The organism is Microbacterium sp. 5K110, assembly GCF_005774735.1.
In the GTDB taxonomy this organism is placed as follows: domain Bacteria; phylum Actinomycetota; class Actinomycetes; order Actinomycetales; family Microbacteriaceae; genus Microbacterium.
Genome location: NZ_VBUM01000178.1, coordinates 1 through 345, shown reverse-complemented (window position 1 = coordinate 345; position 345 = coordinate 1). Strand labels below are relative to the sequence as shown.

1 protein-coding gene is annotated in these 345 nt (G+C 65.5%); it reads right to left on the bottom strand.

Annotation, left to right across the window (positions count from 1 at the left end; translation table 11 throughout):
* Positions 1-345: hypothetical protein (locus FE256_RS18330; protein WP_171024416.1), on the bottom strand; the 345-nt coding region annotated here is incomplete at both ends.

Below are 345 nucleotides of genomic sequence, written 5' to 3'. Positions count from 1 at the left end.
TGTCGGGGTCGATCTCGAAGATCTTCCGGCCGTTCTGGTCGCCCAGGTACAGCACGTCACGACCCTGGTGATACGCCACACCCGCCGGCAACGCCGCCGTGTGATCCCCACCGACACTGTTCGGCATCACCGAGTCCAGGAATCCGGCCGTCTCGTAGACGAAGGGCTCGGCCTCGACGATGCGAGTGCTCTCCGTGATCGCGAAGGGAACGAGCTCCTCTCCGGGCGGGTTGAGGCGGAAGTCGCGGTTGGCGACGAAGACGCGCTGGTCCTCCTCGTCGATCGCGATGCCGTAACCGTCCTTGCCGAACTGCGGACCCACCTGGTCGGCGTACTTCTCACCGG